A 331-nucleotide genomic window follows, 5' to 3' on the forward strand; every position below is an offset into this window, starting at 1 on the left:
GGGGCCAAGCGACGCGCGAGATTGAAGCTCACGTCTTCGTTGTTCCAGTCACGAGGTGGGCGGGGAAAAGCGGGCAGGGCTTGCGGGCCTTGTTGCATGAACAGTTGGGCCATGGCCCAGTACATTTCGCCTTGTTGAATTTCGTGGGCGAAATGAAAACGATCTATTACCTGGTGGGTGCCAGGTTTCACCACGGCAAGGGTGACGGTTTCGATGAGGCCGCCACTGCCCATGGGGCCGTACACGCTGCAGGCTTCGGCACGCAGGTTATCCCAGTCATAGACTTCGGCCCGAACGCCCCAGGCGGTGCGGCTGAAGGGTCTGAGGCCGT

Annotated in this window: 1 protein-coding gene; it reads right to left on the reverse strand. The window is 60.7% G+C overall.

Annotated features, from left to right (window positions below):
• Positions 1–331, reverse strand: a 331-nt coding sequence (locus tag P353_RS08455; protein ID WP_034367945.1) for a DUF6708 domain-containing protein, incomplete at both ends; no start/stop codon positions are given.

Source organism: Comamonas testosteroni (assembly GCF_000761245.1).
Taxonomy (GTDB): domain Bacteria; phylum Pseudomonadota; class Gammaproteobacteria; order Burkholderiales; family Burkholderiaceae_C; genus Comamonas; species Comamonas testosteroni_C.